This is a genomic window from Rhodococcus sp. Leaf278, assembly GCF_001426085.1.
Lineage (GTDB): Bacteria > Actinomycetota > Actinomycetes > Mycobacteriales > Mycobacteriaceae > Rhodococcoides.
On sequence record NZ_LMRR01000023.1, the window covers coordinates 108,328 to 126,717 of the forward strand.

Consider the following 18,390-nt stretch of genomic DNA (forward strand, 5'->3'; position numbering starts at 1 on the left):
GTCACCGGTGGAGTCGCTACTGCCCGGGAGTAGCCGGTTCGGGCGCGGCCGGTGCCGGCTGAGCCGGTGCCAACCCGGGAAGCGGAATCGTCACTCCGGGCAGAATTTCAACCTGCCGTGGCGTGATGACGACGGGCGGGGAGATCTCCGTCGGAATCGGCAGGGTCACCTGCGGCGGAGCAGTCGTCGGTGCGACCGTGGCCGTCGGTGCGGGCGCGGAGTACTGCGGCACTCCGGCCTGACCGGCAATGGCTTCGGGCGTCGGGAAGGTCTCGTTCGAGGTGCCCTCCAACGTGCCGTCCATCGTGTCTTTCCAGATGTCCGACGGTATGCCCGATCCGTAGATCGGTCCGCCGTAGCTGTTCTCGAGCGGCAGACCCTGCTCGGTGCCGACCCACACGGCCGTCGACAACGATGGCGTGTAGCCGACCATCCAGGCATCCTTGTTCTGCCCGGTGTCGCCCAGCTGAGCGGTACCGGTCTTCGCTGCCGACTGACGACCACCGGCGAGGTTGTGACCGTTCGAGTACCCGGCGATCGGTCGCATCGCCGAGGTCACGTTGTCCGCGACCGCGGCCGAGACGACCTGCTGGCCGGCTTCGGGAGCGCGGTCGAGAAGCACGGTGCCGTCGGCGGTGACGACCTTCTGCACGAAGTGCGGGGTGTGATATACGCCGGACGCAGCCAATGTCGCGTAGGCGGAGGCCATGTCGAGGACGCGAGACTGGTACTGGCCGAGCACAACTCCGTAGTTGGGACCCGCGTTGTCGGGCTCGGTCAGGGTGGGGCCGACGCCGTCGATCTCCTGCGGGATGCCGAGCTTGTGCGCCATGTCTGCGATGGCCTGCGGGCCGTTGTCCATCCCGAGCATCATGCGATAGAAGCTGGTGTTCAGTGAACGTTTCAGCGCCTCGGCGATGGTGCACGTTCCGCAGGAGGCACCCTCGACGTTGCTGATCTCGATGCCGTTGACGTCCAGCGGAGAGCTGTCGTACATCTTCGAGAGCGGGATGCCCTGATCCAACGCGGCGGCCAGACCGAACACCTTGAACGACGATCCCGTCTGCAGGCCCGACTGCGCGAAGTCGAATCCGCGCCCGTCCGCGCCGCCGTAGTACGACCGGACCGCACCACTGCGCGGATCGACCGATACCGATGCCGTTCGCAGTTCCGACGGCTCGCCTTCGAGGTTGCTGTTCACGGCCTCGATCGCAGCAGCCTGCGCCTTCGGATCGATTGTCGTCGTGATCTGCAGACCTTCGGTGTTGAGGTCCTGCTCGCTGACTCCGGCAGCAGACAACTCGCGCAGTACCTGGGCCTTGATCAGGCCGTTGGGACCAGCGTCGTCCGCGTCACCGGTGTCCACCTGGGAGGTCGGAACCACCGCGGGGAACATCATCGCGGCTCGCTGGGTGGAGTCGAGCTGGCCCTGCGAGACCATGCCGTCGAGGACGTAATCCCACCGAGCTTGCGCTCCCGTCGGGTTGACCTCGGGATCGAGGTTGGAGGGCTGCTGGATGACTGCCGCCAGCACAGCACCTTCCTCGACCGACAGTTGATCGACGGACTTACCGAAATACGCCGTGGACGCGGCTGCGATGCCGTACGCGCCACGACCGAAGTAGATGGTGTTCAGATAGGCCGCGAGAATGTCGTCCTTGGACCACTGCCGCGCCATCTTGGAGGAGATGACCAGCTCACGCATCTTGCGAGTCAGCGTCCGGTCGTTACCGACCAGCGCGTTCTTCACGTACTGCTGGGTGATCGTGGAGCCGCCACCTGCGCTGTCGCGTCCGAGCACGTTGTCGCGCAGAGCCCGGCCGAATCCGGTGACCGAGAATCCGGGGTTGGAGTAGAAGTCGCGGTCCTCGGCCGAAAGGACGGCATTGCGTACGTGCTCCGGGATCTGGTCGATCGTCACGTCGGTCCGGTTGCCCTCGGGGGGCACCACCTTGCCGAGCACGCTCGCACCGTCGGACGCAAAAATCGTCGCGACCTGGTTGGTTCTGAGGTCACCGGGTCGAGGAACGTCCACCAGCGTGTACGCCACCATGAACGCCAGAATCGGCACGATCAGGCCCAAGGCGATCAACGCGTACATCGTGCGCCGAACAACCCGCCACTTGGACTTCTTCTTCGTTTTCGCGGCGGAACCTCTTTCGGGCGGCTCGGGCGGCTCGTTGCCCGAGGAGCTAGCTGATGGATCGTTCGGTTCGTACGGGGGTGGGACGGATCCCGATCGGGTGATCCCGGCCGCAGCGGCTCCCGGCCCTACCGCGGAGCGCGCAGCGGGCGTGACCGGCGGCTCCCCATAGCGGCGTTCACCGGGGGGCCGACCCTGCGGCGGCATCGGACGCTGACCGGGCGCAGACCCTGGGCGCTGCCCGGGAGGCGGCATGGGTGGCCTGCCCTGGGGTGGCATCGGACGCTGCCCCGGAGGAGGTCCGGGTCGCTGCCCGGGTGGCGGCATCGGAGGCCGACCTTGCGGTGGCATCGGACGCTGCCCCGGAGGAGGTCCGGGTCGCTGACCGGGTGGCGGCATCGGAGGCCGACCCTGCGGCGGCATCGGACGCTGACCGGGCACAGACATCGGACGCTGCCCGGGCGGAGGCACGGGACGACGTCCGGGCGGATCGGAATGCCTGCTGCCGCGCGGCGGCCCTGGCACGTCGGGACGCCGTCCGGAGTCGCTACGGCCAGGTTCGTTGGTACCCGGGTTGTTGTCGTAGGGGGAACTCACGTACAAATCTCCAGTAATTTCGGCGGCCGCGTCGACTTCTCGCGAAAAGGCATCAGCCGAGCGATTGTGTCACTCACTCGCGGTGCGACGGTTAGGTTGACGCGAACCCGATCGCGGACGACGGGGTTGCTTGGGCGCGGGGACGGCCCCGAGGACGTAGGACTGGACGAGGTGGTTCCAACTGCAGGAACGGCACACCTCGACCACGTGGACCGAGAATTCCTCCTGGGTCGCAGCGAGCCGGACGAGTTCGTCGGCCGTTCGCGCCGACCCGGACAGCGCACCGAGCTTCTCACCGAAAACCCAGGACACCAAGGTGAGCTGCTCTTTGCGGCAGATGGGGCACACCACATCGCTCCCGCGTCCGTGGAACTTGGCGGCGCGGAGCAGGTACGGATCCGCGTCGCAGACCGCTGCTACACCCGTCCTACCGGAGTAGACCTCGGCCAGCAGCGACCGACGCTGAAGGGCGTAGTCCACCACCTGTCGCTGAAGTCGCACGAGGACCAGAGTACGTGCGCCCTCCGAGATGGGGACGTGCGAACCCCCGCCTCGGCGGCGAAGGGGGCCCCTTTCGGCCGTAACGCGTTCGCTGCGTGTGGGTCTCGAACGGCGGTGAACAGGTTCGTCCGGTCCTTACACTCGTTCACATGTTCGCCACATCGGGAATCCGCGTGCGACCCCGACGGGACGACGACCTGAGCGCCCTCCTCCCCATCCTGCAACGTTCGCACTCGACGCATCGCTATCCCGTGCGCGCAGCAGTGGTACGAGCAGACTGGCTTGCCGCACCGGACGAACTCGAAGCCTGGGTAGCGGAGTATCACGACGCCGTCGTCGGACATGTCGCGCTGCATCCGACGGCAACACCCGGACAGGATCCCGGTACGGACGACGCTAGCGAGCAGTGGCAGCGAGCAACGGGCGTCGCGGCCGATCGACTCGCCGTCGTCTCACGCCTGGTCACCGACGGCGCCGTACCGGGCAGCGGAACGACGTTGCTCACTCATGCAGTGAATGCGGCACGGGACCTGGGCCGGGTACCTGTATTGCTGGTAGATCCGAGTAGCGCCGCTCTCGGCTTCTACGACAGGCGAGGCTGGCACCGAATCGGGACGGCTGCGCAACAGTGGGGCGAGTACCGAGTGGACGCGGTGCTCATGGTGGCACCGGTTCGGTGAACCGCTCATCCGGCCCGCGTTCGATCACGCCAACAGAGCGAAGACGGCACACAACACTGCACCACCGAGACGTACGCGGTCAGCTGATCGCAGCCGCCCCATCAAGTGCAACGTGCGTCCCGTCCGCCCTAGATCGCCGTGAACGGGAGCGGCCCCGAATGCAGTGGCGAGCGCGGAAATCACCGCGCCGGCAACGCTGATCAGGACAAAAGGGTGGGTTGAACCGGACACCAACACCCACAGACACGCAGCAGCAAGTAACCCGTAGACCGGTCCGACGACAAGGGTGATCCGCCGCGAGTGGGCGTCGTGGGCACGCGGCCAGTCGTCGTCCGGCACCTCCGCCAACGCCGGGTAGACAACGGCGGTCACCACCAGCTGAAAGCCCAGATGCAGGGCGGCAGCGGCGGAGAGCGCGTCGACCGGGGTCATGCGTCGCAGGATACGTTCGTCGACTCGTGTGGCCTCTGTCGATGTCGTCACGCGGGCCGTGGAGTACACCGGCTGTGCGGGGGATTGCGGACCGATACTCGGCACCGCCTTGTCTTTCAATGTATCGGCGCGATACATTATTCGATAGTGCAGTCAATCGCATCGCCGTGTTGTGTCGTTGTATTCGAGAAAGGGGAGTTGCATGCTCGAGCTCGCAATTCTCGGTTTGCTTCTCGAATCACCCATGCACGGCTACGAGCTCCGCAAACGGCTCACCGGCCTACTCGGAGCTTTTCGAGCGTTTTCGTACGGATCGCTGTACCCGGCGCTCCGTCGACTCCAAACCGACGGCCTCATCGCCGAGGACGCCGGTCCCGAATTGCTCGTGAAAAGACGGGCAAAGCGGGTGTACGTGCTCACCCCACTCGGCAAGGAACGATTTGCCGAACTGGTGGCCGACACCGGACCGCAGAACTACACCGACGACGGATTCGGCGTACATCTTGCCTTCTTCAGTCGAACCCCAGCAGAAGCTCGAGTCCGCATCCTCGAAGGCAGACGACGCCAGGTCGAGGAGCGCCGCGAAGGGCTCCGCGACGCTGTGGCCAAGGCGAACGGAACACTCGACCGCTACACCCGGCAGCTCCATCAACTCGGTCTCGAATCGAGTGAACGCGAGGTGCGCTGGCTCAACGAAGTCATCGCAGCCGAGCAGGCCGGCCCCAACCCAGCACCGTCCCACACAGCACCGAACCGGACAGTCAAGACAGAAGGAGAACCCGACCATGGGTGAGAACAACAACGCAATCCGCGTGGCCATTGTGGGTGTGGGCAACTGCGCCTCATCCCTGGTCCAGGGTGTCGAGTACTACAAGGACGCGGACGCGAACGCCACTGTCCCCGGCCTCATGCACGTCATGTTCGGCAAGTACCACGTCCGCGACGTCGAGTTCGTCGCCGCGTTCGACGTGGACGCCAAGAAGGTCGGCTTCGACCTCTCCGACGCGATCTTCTCCAGCGAGAACAACACCATCAAGATCGCCGACGTGCCCCCGAAGGACGTCCACGTCCTGCGCGGACCGACCCTCGACGGCCTCGGCAAGTACTACCGCGAGACCATCACCGAGGCCGACGGCGAAGCAGTCGACGTTGCCCAGGCTCTTCGTGACGCCAAGGTGGACGTGCTCGTGTCCTACCTGCCCGTCGGATCCGAAGAAGCCGACAAGTTCTACGCACAGGCATCCATCGACGCAGGCGTCGCCTTCGTCAACGCACTGCCCGTCTTCATTGCCTCCGACCCCGTCTGGGCCAAGAAGTTCGAGGACGCAGGCGTCCCCATCGTCGGCGACGACATCAAGAGCCAGGTCGGTGCCACCATCACCCACCGCGTCATGGCGAAGCTGTTCGAGGACCGCGGCGTCCAGCTCGACCGCACCATGCAGCTCAACGTCGGTGGCAACATGGACTTCCTCAACATGCTCGAGCGCACCCGCCTCGAGTCGAAGAAGATCTCCAAGACCCAGGCCGTGACGTCGAACCTCCAGAAGGAGTTCAACGCCAAGGACGTCCACATCGGACCGTCGGACCACGTCGGCTGGCTCGACGACCGCAAGTGGGCCTACGTCCGCCTCGAAGGCCGCGCCTTCGGTGACGTTCCCCTCAACCTCGAGTACAAGCTCGAGGTCTGGGACTCGCCGAACTCCGCCGGCGTCATCATCGATGCAGTCCGCGCCGCCAAGATCGCCAAGGACCGCGGCATCGGTGGACCCGTCATCCCGGCGTCCGCATACCTGATGAAGAGCCCGCCGAAGCAGCTGGCCGACGACGTCGCTCGTGAGCAGCTCGAAGCGTTCATCATCGACGCGTAAATCTCTGCGGCACCATCGCGAACACCGCCCGCCGGTCCACTAGATGTGACATTGACCCCCGAAAGGGCCACCAAATGTCACATCGAGTGCCGGCGGGCGTTCGCTTATCCCGCGGCGATGATGTCGCGCGGATCGAAGGTCACCGTGATTTCCGTGATCTTCCCGTTCTCGATTCGCTGCCAGTTGGCGGTGGCGGCCGGTGGTGCGATCGATGTGTGTAGGTCGAACCACGTCAGTACGTTCGGACCGTCCACGAAGACGTGCGCGATGTCGATGTCGGTCACGATCTGCGACATTCCCTTCAATCCAGCCACGCATTCGGCACCGCTGGCCGCTGTGCCGAGTGGCCCCCGGAAAGTCGCGTCGTCATCCAGGATCGACACCAGGGTGTCGAAGTCCTTCGCCTTCCAGGCCTCGAAGTAGGTCGCTGCGATTTCTGCGGGTGTCTGTGTCATGAATTCGAGTCTCGAACCGACCGAGTCAGAAGTCCAACAGTTGGTTCTTATCATCGTGAGAACTTTTACTCATAGCCGCAGCTAGACAACTCGCGCTATCGTTCTCGCGTGGCCATCGATCCCACCTCGAAGCATCCTGTCCTCGAACGCGTCCGCGCTCTGGCATTCGCGTACCCCGACGTGACCGAGAAGATCTCGCATGGCAGACCGACCTTTCGCACAACCTCGGTATTCGTCTACTTCGGCGGTGGTGTGAAGGGCGGCGACCAGTTCGACCTGTCGATCCTGGTGAAATGCGAGAGCTCCGAAGAGCAGCGAGCCTGCGAGCTCGAACCGCGCTACTTCCATCCCGCCTACCTCGGACCCGCAGGCTGGGTCGGATTCGACCTGTCCGATCCCGACAGCGATGTCTGGGCCGAGGCCGCCGAACTGATCGACTGCAGCTATCGCATCACCGCACCGAAGCGCTCTGTTGCGAGGCTCGACGCCGGCGAAGGTCCTGATCTTGGAGTCCAGCAATGGAACTGAGACAACTCGAATACTTCGTAGCTGTCGCAGAGGAAGCGAACTTCACCCGCGCCGCCGCCCGAGTGCACATCAGCCAATCCGGTGTCAGCGCTCAGATACGAGCACTCGAAAAAGAACTCGGTGCCGAGCTGATCGACAGATCCGGTGGCACAGCCACATTGACGACGGCCGGCCAGGCAGCCTTGACGCAGGCTCGCGCCACACTGGCCGCAGCAGGATCCGTCAAACAGTCCGTCGACGATGTGGCAGGCCTACTGCGCGGCTCACTGAGCATAGGTATGGTCACCGCCTGCACCGTTCCACCCCTGTTCGACGCGTTGGCACGCTTCCACGCGGCTCACCCCGGCGTCGAACTTGCTCTGCGCGAGGATAATTCGGACCGCCTGGTAGCTTCCGTTCGCGCCGGAGATCTCGATCTCGCGCTCGTGGGTATCGCCGCGCGGAGCCCCGACGGGCTCGAATCGACGGTGGTGATCGACGAACGGATCGTCGCGGCCGTTCCGCCTGAGCATCCGCTGGCGGCCCACGAGAACGCGACCTTGGCGCAGGTGTGCGCGCACCCGATCATCGCCCTTCCACACGGAACCGGAATCCGGGCCGTATTCGACAGGGACTGCGCCGGTGTAGGACTGTCACCGTCGATCATGTTGCAGGCCAGCGCTCCCGACGCAGTCGCCGATCTCGCTGCTCGCGGTCTCGGCGTCGCAATCCTCAGCGCATCGATGATCGAGACCTACCGAGATCGCCTGACCGCTGTGGAACTGACGGACTCGACCACGTCGGCACTTCTGGCGCTCGTCTGGACTCCGAACCCGAGCGCCGCGTCCGCGAAACTGCTGTCGCTGGCCAAGAGTGCCTTCGGTTCACCCTGATCGACATTCGAAACAAGAGTCGTTCGGCGCGCCGATCGGGACCTCGTGCCCCAGCGCCCACGGCAGGTGCGGACCTACCGTCAGGACATGAAGACACCCACCTTTCGTCAGCGTCTGCGCTACGACCTCGGAGGCGTCCTCCCGCCGGACCTGCAGGACTGGGTCCTGCAGGAACTGACCGGACCCAGATCCACCGCTCGGTACCTGGCTCGGTTCCTGCTGCCGCTGATCCCTGCGCTCCTGTTGTTCCTACTGTTTCCGGGACCGAACTGGATCGCAGTCCTGATGATGCTGCTCATCTTCATCCCGGTCCTCTACTTCGCCTCCGGGCTGCATCTGGTGTATCGAGCGTTCCGGCTCGGGCAACACGGAATCGATGCTGCATCGATTCCTCGCACGATGCCCCGCGCAGAGCGCGACCGCGAAACCTACGAGGCCAACTACAGGCATCCCTGACGAGGCCGTCCGCTGTGGATCAGCGAATTCTCTTGATCACGAACCACAGTGCGGCAAGCAGACCGAGCAACGCTACGGACGGCAGCACGCCCGGATCACCACCGATGATCCCGGCTACGGCGAAACCGAGTGCCACCAGTGCGAAGAACCCGAGGATTCCGGCAAGCAACTGCAGGTGGTCCTGCGCCGTCACGACTTGACGCCGCCCGCCGTCAGTCCGGAGATGATGCGGCGCTGGAACAACAGCACCATGATCACCAGAGGAATAGCCACGATGGTGCCCGCGGCCATGATCGCGGCATACGGCACCACGAGTGGATCGTTGCCGGTGAACCGCGCGATGGCTACGGTCACCGGTTCGGTCTTGTCGCTCGAAAGTTGGCTCGCGAGCAAGTATTCGTTGACCGCCGCGATGAACGCGAGGATCGCGGTGGTGAACAGGGCAGGTGCGGCAAGTGGGAGCATCACCAGGCGGAATGCCTGGAAACGTCCGGCACCGTCGATCCGCGCGGCTTCTTCGAGTTCCCAGGGTAATTCGGCGAAGAACGCGGCCAAGGTGTAGATCGTCAACGGAAGCACGAACGAGATGTTCGGGATTACCATCGCCTGGTAACTGCCGATCCACCCGATGTTGGTGAAGAACTGGAACAGCGGGGTCACCAATGCGACGACGGGGAACATCGACGCACCCAGGATGATGCCTGTCACCACGTACTTGAAGCGAAAGTCGATGCGCGAGAGCGCGTATGCCGTGAAGATACCGATGACCAATGCGATCAGCGTGGTCGCGCCGCCGACGATCAGACTGTTGCCCACGGCACGCAGGAAATTGTTGCCGTTCGCCGTCGACAGTGCGTTCTCGAAGTTCTGCCACGTGACATGGGTCGGCCATGGCGTCGTATCGAAGGTGTAGCGAGGGTCGCGGAATGCCGTGACGACCATCCAATAGAACGGTGTCAGACCCCAGACGAGAATGACGACGACACCGAGGTAGATGCGAGCCTGCTTCATCGGCCGGGCCCCTTACGCTGATTGTCCTGAGTAGCAACGGCATTGGCACCGAGAAACTTCACCAGGATGAACGCCACGACGAATATGAAAATGAACGAGATGGTCGACAACGACGCAGCGCTGTTGAATCCCTGCCGGATCTGCTCCACCACCAGGATCGAGATGGTTCGCGTGGCGGGGTTTCCCTCGGTCAGGATCGCGGGCAAGTCGTACATGCGCAGCGCGTCCATGGTGCGGAACAGAATTGCCACCATCAACGCGGGCTTGACCAACGGAAGCGTGATCTTGGTGAAACGCTGCCACGCCGACGCCCCGTCGACGCGGGCCGCCTCGTAGACGTCGGCGGGAATCATCTGCAACCCGGCCAGGATCAGCAACGCCATGAACGGCGTCGTCTTCCACACGTCGGCGATGATGACCGCAAAACGAGCGGGCCAGGCGTCGCCGGTCCACAGAATGTTCGTTCCCAGAATGCGATTGGCGATACCGTCGTACGCGAAGATGAAGTACCAGAGCTTGGCCGTCACGGCGGTAGGGATTGCCCAGGGGATCAGAATCGCGGCGCGCAGCAGGGCGCGTCCGGCGAAGGTCTTGCCCATGATGACGGCCATTCCGAAGCCGATCACCACCTCGATGGACACCGTCACGACCGTGAAGAACGCGGTGTTGCCGACGGCGCCCCAGAACTGAGACCCGAGAGTTCCCGGCGGGCAGGGCACCAACGTGCCCGACGCCGAGGTGCACTGCTGCAGAATCCAATGCGTGTAGTTGTCGAAGCCGGCAGAACCGCCGGTGACGAACATGCCGGTAGCGGGATCGAGACCGGGATCCTTGGAGAAGGACATCACCAAAGCTCGGATCACCGGGTAGACGATGACGATCGCGAGGATCACCATCGTCGGTGCGATCAACAGCCAGGCCCGACCCTGCGTCAGGCCGAACCGCTTGTTCTTGGACCGCACATGCCGACCGCGGCCGGGGGACGAGCCCCCGGCCGCGGTGGTTGCGGCGGCCCCACTGGTCACACCAGCAGGTACAGCCATTGGTTCTCCCGAAATCAGTTGGCGCCGGCGGTTTCGATACCGGCCTGCATGTCCGTGATCGCCTGGTCGACGCTCTTCTCACCCTTGATGGCGGCAGAGACGTTGTCCTGCACGGCCTTCGAGACGGCCGGGTAGAACGGGGTGACGGGACGCGGAACGGCGTTCTCGATGGATTTCTTCAATGCGGGAAGGTACGGCATCGCGGCGATCAGTGCGGGATCGTCGTACAGCGACGAGAGCACGGGCGGCAAAGCGCCCTCGGCGATGATGCGCTGTGCCTGCTCGCCCTGCATGAAGCGCAGGAAGTCGGCCGCGGTGGCCTTGTTCTCGGAGTACGCGCTGATCGCAGCGTTGTAGCCGCCGAGCGTCGAGGTGCCCACTCCGGTGACTCCGGGAAGCGGCGCGACCGCGTACTTGCCGACCACAGCCGAACCTTCCTCTGCGGCGGTGCCGTAGACGTACGGCCAGTTGCGCAGGAACAGTGTCTTTCCGTCCTGGAACGCCTGCTGGCTGTCGGACTCCTTGAACGTGGTGTCCTGGGCCGGGATGACGCCGGTCTCGAACGCGGTGACCAGAGTCTGCAGTCCGGCCTTGGCCTCCGGGCTGTTGACCGTGGGGGTCTTGCCGTCCTCGGCAACGATCGATCCGCCGTGTGCGTTGATGATCTCCGACGCGTTGGCCGTCAGACCCTCGTAGGGGGCGAATTGCCCGGCGTAGCAATCGATGTTGTTGTCCCGGGCGACCTGGCAATCCTCGGTGAGCTCGGCCCAGGTGGTGGGCGGCTCGGGGAGCAGGTCACTGCGGTAGTAGAGCAGTCCGCCATTGGTGTTCTTCGGTGCCGCGTACTGCGTGCCGTTGTAGGTCGCACTCGCGACGGTCGCGGGCAGAACGCCTGCGTTGTCGAGAGCGAATTCGCCCTCGAGCGGGACGAGCCAACCCTTGGCCGCGAACTCGGCGGTCCAGACGACGTCGAGTGCCATGACGTCGTAGTCGCTCTGCTGTGCCTGGAGCTGCTGAACGAAGTCGTCGTGGGCCTGATCGGCGTCGGCGGACTGTTCCTTGAAGGTGACCTGCTCGTCGGGGTGGCTGGAGTTCCACGCCGAGACGATCTGCTGGACGACACCGGTCTCGGTGGTGTCCTGGCCCTCCACATAGGTGATAGGTCCACGGCCGTCGGCGTTTTCGGATGCAGCACCCGAATCGCCGCTCGAACCGCTGTCGCTCGAACATCCGGTGAGCGTCAGCAGCGTGGCTGCTGTCGCAACCACTGCCACCTTCGTGATCAAAGACGCCATGTGTTCTCTCCACTTACTTCTACGCGGTGGTATGCGCCCGGAGATCGGCATGCAGAATCGTGCAGTGATGCTCCCCCGACACATATGTCGATGGGTACTGTGGCACACAACTCACCGACTGGTGGTCATTATCGAGTTCCTGAATCGGTCAACCCGGACGTGTCGGAGGTGCCCGGTAGCCTTTCGCTCATGAGTTCGGACAAGATGCTGACGCGAATCGGCGGACTGCTACGCCAGGCAGAGTCCACCGACAACCCCCACGAGGCCGAGGCCTTCATGGAGGCTGCTCAACGTTTGGCCACGTCGGCATCGGTGGATCTTGCTGTTGCGCGTTCGCACAGCGCATCCCGCGAACGGCAGGCGACGCCGACCCAGAAGGTCATCCCCATCGGTGAACCGGGCAAGCGCGGGCTCAAGACCTACGTTCAACTGTTCGTCGCCATCGCGCATGCGAACGATGTCCAGTGCGACGTGTCCAGATCGTCGACGCAGGTGTTCGCCTACGGCTTCGACTCCGACATCGAGACCACCGAGGCCCTGTACTCCTCGCTGCTGATCCAGATGGTGCGAGCATCGGATGCGTACATCAAATCCGGTGCCTACAAATCCGAGACGGCCATTCGTACCGTCACCGAGATCAAGAATCGCCGACGCTACACCCGGCGCGAGGAAGTGCCCGTCGCTGCTGTGACGGCACGGTTGAACTTCCAGACGGCATTCGCGTCGCGCATCGGTCAACGGCTCGGCGAGGTGAAAAAGGACACCGAGGCACAAGCGATCGCTCAGGAACAGCAGGGTGCCGGTACCGCATTGGTGTTGCGCAACAAAGAGATCGAGTTGCGCGATTATTACCGGCAGACCTCGACTGCGCGAGGGCACTGGCGGGGCCAGAGCGCGAATGCCGGGTACTCCGAGGGAGCCCGCAAGGCCGGAGATCGAGCGGGCCGAAACGCGAAAATCGGTGGGCATGCCGAAATAGACGGCGCAAGCAGACAGCTGGGTCGCTGATCAGGGCGTGGCCGACGTCGCCGTGAACACCGGCCAGCCGATTTCCGTGCGCCACAGCGTCGCATCCTCGGTATCCCGCGGGCCGACGACGTAGACCTCGCGAACCGGCCCCGCGATGGCAAGCCCGTTGGTCTCGACATACACCCCGAGCGCACCGTACGTGACGTCGATGTCGTCGTGAGGTCCGTGATGGACCGTCACCGCGAGTTCGACGGGAGGCACAGCCAGCGGCTGGATTCGGCCCGACGACGGTGCCAGGTCCGTCGGCACGTACACCGTCATCTCGCCGCGGCCCTCGGTGAACAACTCGTTGTCGTAGAGCCCGCCCGGTGGTCCCGTCGTGCCGGAAACGGCTGCGTCGATCTCGGCCATCGCGTCGGAGTACCAGCCCAACACATCGGACGCATCCACGACTTCGGAAATGGCTGCTACAGAGATTGTTTCGGAGAACACGCGTCGAACATCGATGGCAGGGGGAGACGGGGCCAACAGTCGACGCAGCGCCGTGACGGCTGATCGGGTGTCGTCCAATTGGCGCTCGAGCCGGGTGAGATGTTCGGTGATCAATCGTGCTCGAGCATCAGGGTCCGGTGTGCTCATGATCGCCCGCACGTCACGCTCGGGCATCTGCATACTGCGAAACCGGCTGATGATCTGCGCCGTCGTCACCTGATGCGTGTCGTAGTACCGGTAGCCCGAGAAAGCATCCACGGTGGCAGGTTCGAGCAGCCCCGACTCGTGATAACGCCGCAACGTCTTGACCGACAGGTGCGTGATCCGGGAGAACTCGCCGATCGTCAGCAATCCGTTCATGCCCACATTCTGGCCCCTCCCCCTGGGGGAGAGTCGACTCTCGGGTGTAGCCGGGGCCGCCGCAAACGCGAGCGCGTTTGCCAGGTGCGCGCGAAATAGCTCCGAATCCGTCGCGAATCTGCTCGCGTATGGCGAACGCGCGCGCGTTTGCGAGAGTCCAGAGCCACACTCAATCCAGGCGAGCGAGCACCACGCGAAGGCCGACGACACTGGCAATGGGGAACAGTGCAGCGACCAGCCACGGGATGGCGGCACCCCAGCCGGTGTCGGGGGAGGCGTCGATCACCGCCCCGAGTGCGATCGATCCGATCAATACTCCTATGCCACCGAGCGAGGCCATGAAGCCGTAGTAGGAACCCAGTCGACGTTCGGCGGCCATGCGCGGCACCAGGTCTCGGGCCTGGGGCATGGCAATCATCTGCCCGAGAGCGAGAAGCAGCACGAACAGCGCTGCCGGAACCAGACCGACCCATCCGTGCAGTTCGAGGGGTGCGGCAACGGCGACGAGAACAAAGGACAGCGCCATGACGGCGAATCCGAGCGGCAGCGTGAGGCGCGGTGCCGTACCCGCGACGCGTCGGGTGATCGGCAGCTGCGCCGACACCACGAGCACAGCCGAGATCGCGAAGAACCAGCCCAGCACCGTCTGCGATCCCCACGCCCGCTCCACCTCGAGGGGCAGCAGCAGGTACAGCTGGTTGTACGCCACCAGTTGCGCGCTCATCGCCACCGCGAAGAGCACAAAAGTTCTGTTGCGCACCACATCGGTCCAGCCCGAGAGCCACGGATCGTCACGATGCTCGCCGGGCTCACGTGGCAACCATCGGATGTGTGCGACAACGACGAGGACGAAGATTGCTGCGGCGACAAGGCATGCGACCCGAAAGTCGGCCAACAGCAACAGAGATCCGATGAGCGGGCCGGTGAACGATCCGATCTGGCTACACACCGACATGAGTGCGAACGTCTCCACTCGAGTGACGGAGCCACTGCGCTCACTCTTGCCCGCCTCGATGGCGACCGCGGATTCAACTGCAGGAGAGAACAATGCCGCAGCAAACCCAACCATCACCGTGGCGGCCAAGACACCGGCGAGGGAATCGAACAGCGCCAGACCGAGGAATCCGAACACACGCAATACACAGCCGACGAGGACCACCGGCTTGATGCCCCACCGATCGGCGAGGGTGCCACCGACGAAGAACAGCCCCTGCTGCGAGAACGTCCTGATTCCGAGCACGACACCGACCAGCGCCGCACCGAGTCCCAGATCGGAGGTCAGATGCACCGACAGATACGGCAACACCATGAAAAATCCGATGTTGAATGTCATCTGCGTCAGTACGAGCAGTCGGACGGTGGGGGTGGCCCGCCGTAGATCGACGAGAAACGACCACCGCCATCGCGTCGGCGACTCGTCGGTCCTCGAACTCATGTAACGCGCCCTCCTGCATCGACTCTCTCGACGACGCTACCGGTCGACCTCACTCGCCCCGAGGTGGCACTGGCGACGGATACGGCGATGACGGCCAAGGCGATGAGAGACGCCAGTGGAGCTGCCGCAACCCACGGTGCTCGCTCGACGGCCGCTACCCCGTCGGACAGGATCAACCCCCAGTCCGCGGTCGGCGGTTGCGGTCCGAGACCGAGAAATCCGAGGGCGGCCAGGGCCAGCGCGACACCGGGCAGTCGAATCATGGCGTGTCGAAGAACGGCCGGCAGCACGCCGGGAACGATGCTGCCGAACAGGATTCGGCCTCGACCGGCACCGAGTGTGGGCAGGATGGAGACGTAGGGCTGGGCTCGCGCCTCGTCGACGAGTGCGGCGGTGTGGGCGGCGAGAGGAGCCCAGGTCACGATCAGCACCGCCACCGCGGCACCGCCGGCGCTGGGACCCCAGATCGCGGCGATGAGGATGCCGGTGACGACGGGAGGGGCGGCATTGGTGACTTCCACGAGGCCTCGGGTCGCCCGGGGGATCAAGCCCAGCAGCACCCCGACGCACAACGCTGCCAGCGTGACCGCCAGCGACAGTCCGATCGATCGCACGGCACCGTCCGCCACTCGGGCGAGTAGGTCACGGCCGGACGCGTCGGTTCCGAACGGGAACGTCGACGACGGTCGAGCGAACTTCTCACGAGTGGTGACCTGACCGTCTCGTGGCAACCCCACCAGAACCATGACCGCGAGCAACGATGCGCCTGCGATCGGCACGACCCATCGGCGCGGGGACGGGTGGAACACCCCGGCCGGGATCGGCATGGCCTTCTCGTGCAGTGCGCTGCCGAGCAGTAGACGGCGTAACAGTTCCGCCGCGATACCGAGCGCGGCACTGACGGCCAGCAGCAGCAGGATGTCGATCTGTAAGGCGGGCAGGTCCTGAGACTGGGCATCTCCGAGGGTCGAGCGACCCAATCCTGTTATGGCGAATACCTTTTCGACGGCCACCGCGCCGCCCGTCATCGCAACCATGACCAGACCGACCTGTGAGGCGAGACCGGGGACTGCGCGGCGCAGCACAGCGACGGCAATCTGCCGCCGAGAGAACCCGGCCACCGTCCACGTGATCACCCATCCCTCGGTGAAGGTGACCGCCACGGCGTCGGCGAGGAGGCGACCGAGCAAGCCACCCGCTGGAAGGCCCAGTGCCAGTGCGGGTAACACCGCGTACTCCGGTCCGTTCCATCCGTAGGCCGGAAACGACAACCACACTGCGCCGACGACCACCAGTACCGATGCCAGCAGGAACTCCGGCAAAGACGTCAGGGCGGCCGCAATGCTGCCGCCGGTGCGTTTCGGGGTACCGCGCAGTCCCGCCCGCATGCTGGGCCCGACGACGAGGACAGCCGTGACCGCTGCGACGACCATCGCGAACGCCATCAGAGTCAGCGAGACGGACAGCGCCTCGAGTGCACCGGGCAGTACGGGTCTACCGGTGTTCCAGGATGTCCCGGGATTACCCGACGCGAGGCCGGTGAGCCAGTTCCAGAACGTTCGTAGCGGGCCGGCGTCGACGCCGAGATCGACGCGGATGGCGGCGAGTGCCTCGGGGGTCGCTTCTTGCTCGGCCGATCGTGCCCGCAGAATGCTCAGCGCGGGATCTCGGTCGGACAGCCAGGGCAGCATGCCGACGAGAAGTACGACGGCCGCCACCGAGAGCAGCCGTGAGACAGTCGTTCTCACTGCCTACTCGAACGCGGTCTGGTTGGTGATCAGGGTGCGCTCGCGCGGATCGCGGGCCACGCCGGTCACGTTCTCGGATTCTCCCTGAATGACGCGTTCGTGCAGCAGCGGCACCGCGGCGTCCTTTTCGAGGATCAGCTTCTCGGCCTCGAGGATGGCGGTGCGGCGGTTGTCGCCGGGCTCGGTGGCTGCGGCGTCGGCCAATGCCGCGTCGACCTGCGGGTCACAGAACTGCGAGATGTTGAACGATCCCTCGCAGGCGAAGTCGGAGTACATGTATGCCGCCGGGTCGCCGGAGTCGAGCACGGTGGCGCGGGAGAGAATGAAGGCGTCGAATGCACCGGCGAGAGCATCGGTTTCGATGAACTGGTATTCGCGCACGACCTGTTCGACGACAAAACCCTTGGCTTCGAGCTCCTGCTGCAGCAGCACCGCGACCTCGGGGAGTTCGGCCCGATCGGTGAACGTGGCGAGGGTGATCTTCTTCCCCGCGGCGTCGCCGGCCGGGGTCTGCGTACGCGCCGGACGGTCGGCGGCCCACGGCAGAGCCGGGCCGAGCAGTCCGTTCGCGGCGTCGGCGCGGCCCTCGTACACCTGGTCGACCAGACGGCCGCGGTCGATCGAATCCCGGGCGGCTGCGCGCATGGCCGGGTCGGCAAAGACCCCGGACGCGGTGTTCAGATACAGGGTGTTGGTGCGCGGCATCGGCACCTCGTGCACCAATGCTTGGTCGACGTTGGCGGCCTGCGACACCGGAATTGCTTCCACCACATCGGCTGTGCCGTTGCGCAGCGCCGCGGCGCGCGCCGTTCCGTCGGGTACGAAGTCGACGTCGATGCCCGAGATCTTCGCCGGCTCACCCCAGTAGTTCTCGTTACGGTCGAGGGTTGCCGTGGAGGTGCCGTTCACGGCCTTCAGCACGAAGGGCCCGGTGCCGGTTCCGATGGGGTTGCTGCTGCCCGTCGAGTACGCGTCGGGTGCCAGGATGGCCAGCTGCGGGCTCGACAGTCGTTGCGGTACCAGTGGATCCACATCGGCAGTGGTCACGGCGACGCTGTCGGCATCGGTGGCAGTCACCGTCATGTCGACGCCGTCGAGGATGCGCGGCTTGGGGGCCGACTGCGTGGCTGCGGTGAGCGCAGTCACGACGGCCGCGGCGTCGAGCGGAGCACCGTTGTGGAACGTGACGTCGGGCCTGATGTCGAAGTTCCACGTGCGGTCGTCCACACGATTCCAGGTGGTGGCCAGACCCGGCTCCGCCTCGCCGAGATCGTCGAGGACGATCAGCGTTTCCGCCGTGGACCAGCGCGAGAGTTTGAAGGCGTCGTCGCTGAATTGGGACAGTCCCGAACGGGGAGGCTGCAGCATCGCCACCCGCACCCGGTTTTCGCCGTCGTCGGAGGAGGCGGTACCGGCGGAAAAGCATCCGGTGAGGGTCAGCGTACCCACCGCCGCGAGGGCACCGATGCGAAACATGTTGCTGGTCAATATAACTCCTGGTGTTC

General features: G+C 64.8%; 19 protein-coding genes. 7 read left to right on the plus strand and 12 right to left on the minus strand.

Annotated elements, in window-relative coordinates:
• Positions 1–16: 16 nt before the first annotated feature.
• Positions 17–2,101, minus strand: a complete 2,085-nt coding sequence (locus ASG84_RS17690) for a transglycosylase domain-containing protein (protein ID WP_057478324.1) — start codon at positions 2,099–2,101, stop codon at positions 17–19.
• Between the two features lie 708 nt (positions 2,102–2,809).
• The gene (locus ASG84_RS17695; RefSeq protein WP_170944655.1) at positions 2,810–3,241 is read right to left on the minus strand and encodes a DUF5318 domain-containing protein; all 432 of its coding nucleotides are present in this window, start codon (positions 3,239–3,241) and stop codon (positions 2,810–2,812) included.
• 149 nt (positions 3,242–3,390) lie between these two features.
• On the opposite strand from ASG84_RS17695, the gene ASG84_RS17700 reads away from it, so the two are divergent.
• On the plus strand, positions 3,391–3,921 hold the full coding sequence (locus ASG84_RS17700; RefSeq protein ID WP_156399580.1) for a GNAT family N-acetyltransferase: 531 nt from the start codon (positions 3,391–3,393) through the stop codon (positions 3,919–3,921).
• Between the two features lie 24 nt (positions 3,922–3,945).
• Here the strand turns inward: ASG84_RS17700 and ASG84_RS17705 are convergent, their stop codons facing one another.
• Positions 3,946–4,491 (minus strand): hypothetical protein, encoded by a 546-nt coding sequence (locus tag ASG84_RS17705; RefSeq protein WP_235581720.1) that lies wholly within the window; start codon positions 4,489–4,491, stop codon positions 3,946–3,948.
• A gap of 64 nt (positions 4,492–4,555) precedes the next feature.
• Here ASG84_RS17705 and ASG84_RS17710 point away from each other — a divergent pair, with 64 nt between their 5' ends.
• Both ASG84_RS17710 and ASG84_RS17715 read left to right on the plus strand, forming a co-directional pair.
• The gene (locus tag ASG84_RS17710) at positions 4,556–5,146 is read left to right on the plus strand and encodes a PadR family transcriptional regulator (protein ID WP_057478327.1); all 591 of its coding nucleotides are present in this window, start codon (positions 4,556–4,558) and stop codon (positions 5,144–5,146) included.
• Entirely contained in the window at positions 5,139–6,221 is a 1,083-nt protein-coding gene (locus ASG84_RS17715; RefSeq protein WP_057478328.1) for an inositol-3-phosphate synthase, read from the plus strand. The genes ASG84_RS17710 and ASG84_RS17715 overlap by 8 nt, the downstream gene beginning before the upstream one ends.
• 104 nt (positions 6,222–6,325) lie before the next feature.
• Here ASG84_RS17715 and ASG84_RS17720 read toward each other — a convergent pair whose 3' ends face one another.
• On the minus strand, positions 6,326–6,676 hold the full coding sequence (locus tag ASG84_RS17720) for a nuclear transport factor 2 family protein (RefSeq protein WP_057478329.1): 351 nt from the start codon (positions 6,674–6,676) through the stop codon (positions 6,326–6,328).
• Positions 6,677–6,784: 108 nt separating this feature from the next.
• Here ASG84_RS17720 and ASG84_RS17725 point away from each other — a divergent pair, with 108 nt between their 5' ends.
• The 3 genes from ASG84_RS17725 (at position 6,785) to ASG84_RS17735 (ending at position 8,532) form a co-directional block, all read left to right on the plus strand.
• Complete coding sequence (locus ASG84_RS17725; RefSeq protein WP_057478330.1) at positions 6,785–7,204, plus strand: MmcQ/YjbR family DNA-binding protein; 420 nt, start codon at positions 6,785–6,787, stop codon at positions 7,202–7,204.
• Positions 7,195–8,076: a LysR family transcriptional regulator gene (locus ASG84_RS17730; RefSeq protein WP_057478331.1), complete on the plus strand. Its 882-nt coding sequence runs from the start codon at positions 7,195–7,197 to the stop codon at positions 8,074–8,076. The genes ASG84_RS17725 and ASG84_RS17730 overlap by 10 nt, the downstream gene beginning before the upstream one ends.
• Positions 8,077–8,163: 87 nt before the next feature.
• Positions 8,164–8,532: a DUF5313 family protein gene (locus ASG84_RS17735; protein WP_057478484.1), complete on the plus strand. Its 369-nt coding sequence runs from the start codon at positions 8,164–8,166 to the stop codon at positions 8,530–8,532.
• 19 nt (positions 8,533–8,551) lie between these two features.
• On the opposite strand, the gene ASG84_RS27980 is transcribed toward ASG84_RS17735, so the two are convergent.
• Genes ASG84_RS27980 through ASG84_RS17750 form a run of 4 tightly spaced genes read right to left on the minus strand, consistent with a single transcriptional unit; the run spans position 8,552 to position 11,881 of the window.
• Positions 8,552–8,725 (minus strand): hypothetical protein, encoded by a 174-nt coding sequence (locus tag ASG84_RS27980; RefSeq protein ID WP_200936616.1) that lies wholly within the window; start codon positions 8,723–8,725, stop codon positions 8,552–8,554.
• Positions 8,722–9,543: a carbohydrate ABC transporter permease gene (locus ASG84_RS17740; RefSeq protein ID WP_057478332.1), complete on the minus strand. Its 822-nt coding sequence runs from the start codon at positions 9,541–9,543 to the stop codon at positions 8,722–8,724. Before ASG84_RS17740 ends, ASG84_RS27980 begins: the two co-directional genes overlap by 4 nt.
• A complete protein-coding gene (locus tag ASG84_RS17745; protein ID WP_179276039.1) occupies positions 9,540–10,586 on the minus strand; it encodes a carbohydrate ABC transporter permease in 1,047 nt (348 codons plus the stop codon). Before ASG84_RS17745 ends, ASG84_RS17740 begins: the two co-directional genes overlap by 4 nt.
• Before the next feature lie 14 nt (positions 10,587–10,600).
• The gene (locus ASG84_RS17750; RefSeq protein WP_057478333.1) at positions 10,601–11,881 is read right to left on the minus strand and encodes an ABC transporter substrate-binding protein; all 1,281 of its coding nucleotides are present in this window, start codon (positions 11,879–11,881) and stop codon (positions 10,601–10,603) included.
• 189 nt (positions 11,882–12,070) lie between these two features.
• On the opposite strand from ASG84_RS17750, the gene ASG84_RS17755 reads away from it, so the two are divergent.
• Entirely contained in the window at positions 12,071–12,889 is an 819-nt protein-coding gene (locus tag ASG84_RS17755) for a DUF2786 domain-containing protein (RefSeq protein WP_057478486.1), read from the plus strand.
• Here the strand turns inward: ASG84_RS17755 and ASG84_RS17760 are convergent, their stop codons facing one another.
• The 4 genes from ASG84_RS17760 to ASG84_RS17775 form a co-directional block, all read right to left on the minus strand.
• Positions 12,890–13,702, minus strand: a complete 813-nt coding sequence (locus ASG84_RS17760) for a MerR family transcriptional regulator (protein WP_082521063.1) — start codon at positions 13,700–13,702, stop codon at positions 12,890–12,892.
• Positions 13,703–13,871: 169 nt separating this feature from the next.
• Positions 13,872–15,137, minus strand: a complete 1,266-nt coding sequence (locus ASG84_RS17765) for an MDR family MFS transporter (RefSeq protein ID WP_057478334.1) — start codon at positions 15,135–15,137, stop codon at positions 13,872–13,874.
• Positions 15,134–16,885 carry an ABC transporter permease subunit gene (locus ASG84_RS17770; RefSeq protein ID WP_200936617.1) on the minus strand — a complete coding sequence of 584 codons (1,752 nt, stop codon included), beginning with the start codon at positions 16,883–16,885 and terminating at the stop codon, positions 15,134–15,136. Before ASG84_RS17770 ends, ASG84_RS17765 begins: the two co-directional genes overlap by 4 nt.
• A 3-nt stretch (positions 16,886–16,888) precedes the next feature.
• Positions 16,889–18,373 carry an ABC transporter substrate-binding protein gene (locus ASG84_RS17775; protein WP_235581721.1) on the minus strand — a complete coding sequence of 495 codons (1,485 nt, stop codon included), beginning with the start codon at positions 18,371–18,373 and terminating at the stop codon, positions 16,889–16,891.
• Between the last annotated feature and the right edge of the window lie 17 nt (positions 18,374–18,390).

Excerpts from the sequence above, each read along its gene's own strand:
- ASG84_RS17690 (WP_057478324.1), bottom strand. The coding sequence starts at position 2,101 with ATGTACGCGTTGATCGCCTTGGGCCTGATCGTGCCGATTCTGGCGTTC.
- ASG84_RS17700 (WP_156399580.1), top strand. The coding sequence starts at position 3,391 with ATGTTCGCCACATCGGGAATCCGCGTGCGACCCCGACGGGACGACGAC.
- ASG84_RS17705 (WP_235581720.1), bottom strand. The coding sequence starts at position 4,491 with ATGTATCGCGCCGATACATTGAAAGACAAGGCGGTGCCGAGTATCGGT.
- ASG84_RS17710 (WP_057478327.1), top strand. The coding sequence starts at position 4,556 with ATGCTCGAGCTCGCAATTCTCGGTTTGCTTCTCGAATCACCCATGCAC.
- ASG84_RS17715 (WP_057478328.1), top strand. The coding sequence starts at position 5,139 with ATGGGTGAGAACAACAACGCAATCCGCGTGGCCATTGTGGGTGTGGGC.
- ASG84_RS17720 (WP_057478329.1), bottom strand. The coding sequence starts at position 6,676 with ATGACACAGACACCCGCAGAAATCGCAGCGACCTACTTCGAGGCCTGG.
- ASG84_RS17730 (WP_057478331.1), top strand. The coding sequence starts at position 7,195 with ATGGAACTGAGACAACTCGAATACTTCGTAGCTGTCGCAGAGGAAGCG.
- ASG84_RS17735 (WP_057478484.1), top strand. The coding sequence starts at position 8,164 with ATGAAGACACCCACCTTTCGTCAGCGTCTGCGCTACGACCTCGGAGGC.
- ASG84_RS17740 (WP_057478332.1), bottom strand. The coding sequence starts at position 9,543 with ATGAAGCAGGCTCGCATCTACCTCGGTGTCGTCGTCATTCTCGTCTGG.
- ASG84_RS17745 (WP_179276039.1), bottom strand. The coding sequence starts at position 10,586 with ATGGCTGTACCTGCTGGTGTGACCAGTGGGGCCGCCGCAACCACCGCG.
- ASG84_RS17750 (WP_057478333.1), bottom strand. The coding sequence starts at position 11,881 with ATGGCGTCTTTGATCACGAAGGTGGCAGTGGTTGCGACAGCAGCCACG.
- ASG84_RS17755 (WP_057478486.1), top strand. The coding sequence starts at position 12,071 with ATGAGTTCGGACAAGATGCTGACGCGAATCGGCGGACTGCTACGCCAG.
- ASG84_RS17760 (WP_082521063.1), bottom strand. The coding sequence starts at position 13,702 with ATGAACGGATTGCTGACGATCGGCGAGTTCTCCCGGATCACGCACCTG.
- ASG84_RS17765 (WP_057478334.1), bottom strand. The coding sequence starts at position 15,137 with ATGAGTTCGAGGACCGACGAGTCGCCGACGCGATGGCGGTGGTCGTTT.